This window comes from Petrotoga halophila DSM 16923 (genome assembly GCF_002924615.1).
The window spans coordinates 1-3,235 of sequence record NZ_JALY01000151.1 but is presented as its reverse complement, the minus strand read 5'-3'; the positions used below and the strand labels follow the sequence as shown (position 1 = coordinate 3,235).

The window sequence follows — 3,235 nt, the reverse complement described above, 5'->3', positions numbered from 1 at the left end:
ACCAAAAGGGGTGCTATTATTCCCCCAATTCCAAAACTCGCATTTAAAAATCCAAAATTTTGGATTTTTCTATCAAGGTGTGAAAAAGCGGAAGTTAAAGTCATAAAAGTTGCCCCAGTCGCTACCCCCAATAAAAAAACTGATAATACAATCATAGGAAAATTAATTGCGGTTACGAATAAAACCAAACCTAAAATTTCAATTATAAAAGCACCGGTCAAAAAACTTTTATAACCTATCTGGGCGATAAAAAAGCTGCCTATAAAGTTGGATATCATGGTACCAAAGGTACTTATAAACGGTAATGAAGAAGAAATAGTTATCGAAACAGAAAATCTTTCTTGAATGGAAGTCATAAGAGGAGCAAGAGTATTCATGACCATCGAAAATAGAATCATTGAGATGTATATAAAATTTCGCGTGTTCTTTTCGGTCAACAACGTCACCTCTGCTTTAAACTTTGAGTGTATAAGTGTGCCTTTCGAGTTATCTCTGGAATTTTATACTTTGTGGCGAAATGATAAGTGAAATCTAAAGCGTTATTGAAATCAACCAAGTTGCCAGGAGATACAAATACAGGTTTCACATTGTCTCTTGTTCTCAACACTATTCCTATTTTCTCATCTTTATGGTACAGAAATGTGAATTCACCTTTTTTCTTTCCGGGTTCTTCGTATTCACCAATTAACTTAGATTTAGCAATTCCTATAGTAGGCTTTTCAATAAAAAAAGACGCATGTGTAGCTATGCCCATCCTTCTAGGATGGGCATAGCCTTGACCATCAAAAAAAACAATATCAGGTTCAATTTGAAGTTTTTCCCAAGCCTTTAAAAAGATAGGAAGCTCTCTAAAAGCAAGAAGGCCAGGTATATATGGTAAGGTAATCTTATCCACGGCATATGTTACATCGATCACCGATAATTTTTTAAAATCCATTGTTACAATTACAGCTAATCCTTCGTCTTTTGGAAAGGAAAGATCAACACCGCTTACTAAGTTTGGTACGTCAGAGAAATGGCTTAATTTAACCTCTTTAGCCAACTGTTTCTGAATTTTGATCATATCTTTGGGAGACATATCGAAGCTATGAATACGTTTATATTTCATCTACCTCACCTAACGTTGTACAATAAACTTCTATACCTTCGTCTTTTCCGCCTATTCCCAGACCATTGCCACTCTTGCCTTTTAAGTTTATTCGGCTCACTTCTAAATTTAAGATGCGTGAGGTATTATTTTTTATTTGCTCAGATATAGAACTGATTTTCACACTCTTAGATATGATTACCGCATCAATATTATTTATTTTAATAACATATCTTTTACTTATCAAATCCATAGTCTTTTCTAAAAGTATAGAGCTACTAATATTTTCAAATTCTTTACTTTCAGGAAAGTACTCCCCTATCGACCCCAAACCGCACATCCCTAATAAACTATCAATTATCGCATGAAAAAAGACGTCTCCATCCGAATGGCCCAATAATCCATAACCTTTTGGATGATTTATTACAACTCCACCCAATATTAATCTTCTATTTTCAGCTAAGGGATGAACATCGTAACCAAAACCAATTTTTAACATGTTTCAACTTTTCCTTTTTGGCATTATTATGAACATATAACTGTTGTCTTCTACAGGTTTTAAAATGGTAGGTTTTTCCTCATCGGATATATCGAACTCAAATTCCACAGTCTCTATTCTTTCTAACGCTTCCCTGAAATATCTCGGTGAATAAGCGATCTCAAGATTTCTACCTTCTTGCTCGACATCAATCTCTTCTTTTGCTTCGCCAACATCAGGAGAACTTGCATAAAACTGTATTCTTCCATCTTCAATATTTAATAAAGTATATTCCTCACTTCCGGCTGTTATAGACATCCTTTTCATAATAGCCAAAAATTCTGAGGTCTTAGCCTTGATCTTTGTTATAAAACTCTGGGGAATTATACCCAAATAATTAGGAAACTCGGCATCTATAACGTTAAAAATCAGCTGGTTATTATCTTCTTCAAAATCAAAGAGAACTTGAGAACCACTTTGAACCACTCTTATCTTCTCTGTCTTTGCTGCTGAAAGTATCGTTTTTAATTCATCCATACTTTTTAGGGATAAAAGAAACGGTGAAAGAACATTGTCATCTTCCAGCTTACTTTCAGAAAGGGCTAATCTATATGAATCCGTGGCGACTAAATTCAAAAACCCTCCCTGCCTAAAGTCCCAATAAACGGCATTTAAATTGCGCGAAAGGGAAGAAGAATCTTTTAAAGCGCAAAAAATTACCTTATCAATCATATTAGTAATAATTGTTCTATCTAACGAAATTGAGTTCCCTGTAACGTCGAAAGCAAGGGAAGGAAATTCATCAGGGTCCATGGTAGGTAATCGAAATACAGAATTTCCACCTGAAATCTTCAAAACTCCATCCAAAGTTATAGTAATTGTATCAGAAGTGAGATTTGATAGTATTTCTAAAAAAATCGTCTGTTCAACCACTGTAGAAAAATTTTCATCGCTATCTTTAACCTTCAGCCATTTGTGAAAACCGGTTTGCAAATCTGTAGCATAAATATGTAACTCATCGTCTTCTACAGCCAATTTTATTCCTTTCAAAATAGGGTTAGCTGTTTTTTTTGAAACAGCGTTGGTGGTTAATTGGACAGCATTTTTTAAAACCCTTGTATCTATTTCAAACGACATCACGTTTTCCTCCCTTTGGAAGAATTAGGGCTTCACTATTTCAATTTTACACTAAAAAAAGATTTAAAGCAAGAATAAATTAATTAAAAATTATTCGTTTTGCTCTCTTTCTTTTAGTTTCCTAGCCAAAAATGTGGCGACGTGATTCCCTTTGGTACCTCTTCCAAAGCCAGCGTCCATGTAATTATTTATCGCTAAATCATTGGTTATCTGAGTCCCTCCAACGATGAGTAATAATTTATCTCTAACTCCTTTTTCTACAGCAATTTCATGTAGTTTTTTCATATTTTCCACATGAACTTCATTATGAGTAATAATCATAGAAGCTAAAACCGCCTGGGCTCCTACTTCTATCGCACTATCTATGATTTTTTCTGGTGGCACAGAAGTACCAAGATAAACGTAATTTATTCCATATTTTTCTATACCTCCATGTTTTATATCTAGTATTTCTCTGATACCTATGTTGTGTTCATCGTTACCTATCGTTCCAGCCACTACTTTGACCTTGTTTTTACCAAAAAATTCAAAAA

The 3,235-nt window shown here is 34.3% G+C and carries 5 protein-coding genes; all 5 read right to left on the bottom strand.

All coding sequences use genetic code 11. The features are described from left to right. The coding region (locus tag AA81_RS07490; RefSeq protein WP_146050360.1) for an MFS transporter at positions 1 to 437 on the bottom strand (437 nt) is incomplete at its 3' end. A gap of 5 nt (positions 438 to 442) precedes the next feature. Next, complete coding sequence (nfi, locus tag AA81_RS07485) at positions 443 to 1,108, bottom strand: endonuclease V (RefSeq protein WP_103898686.1); 666 nt, start codon at positions 1,106 to 1,108, stop codon at positions 443 to 445. Next, on the bottom strand, positions 1,098 to 1,586 hold the full coding sequence (gene ispF / locus AA81_RS07480) for a 2-C-methyl-D-erythritol 2,4-cyclodiphosphate synthase (protein WP_103077702.1): 489 nt from the start codon (positions 1,584 to 1,586) through the stop codon (positions 1,098 to 1,100). The genes nfi and ispF overlap by 11 nt, the downstream gene beginning before the upstream one ends. Positions 1,587 to 1,589: 3 nt before the next feature. Then, positions 1,590 to 2,702 (bottom strand): DNA polymerase III subunit beta, encoded by a 1,113-nt coding sequence (gene dnaN, locus AA81_RS07475; protein ID WP_103898685.1) that lies wholly within the window; start codon positions 2,700 to 2,702, stop codon positions 1,590 to 1,592. A 90-nt stretch (positions 2,703 to 2,792) separates the two neighbouring features. Further along, positions 2,793 to 3,235: cobalamin-dependent protein (locus AA81_RS07470; RefSeq protein WP_211292673.1), on the bottom strand; the 443-nt coding region annotated here is incomplete at its 5' end.

Coding starts and splice junctions, on each gene's coding strand:
- ispF (WP_103077702.1), bottom strand. CDS start 1,586: ATGTTAAAAATTGGTTTTGGTTACGATGTTCATCCCTTAGCTGAAAAT.
- dnaN (WP_103898685.1), bottom strand. CDS start 2,702: ATGTCGTTTGAAATAGATACAAGGGTTTTAAAAAATGCTGTCCAATTA.
- nfi (WP_103898686.1), bottom strand. CDS start 1,108: ATGAAATATAAACGTATTCATAGCTTCGATATGTCTCCCAAAGATATG.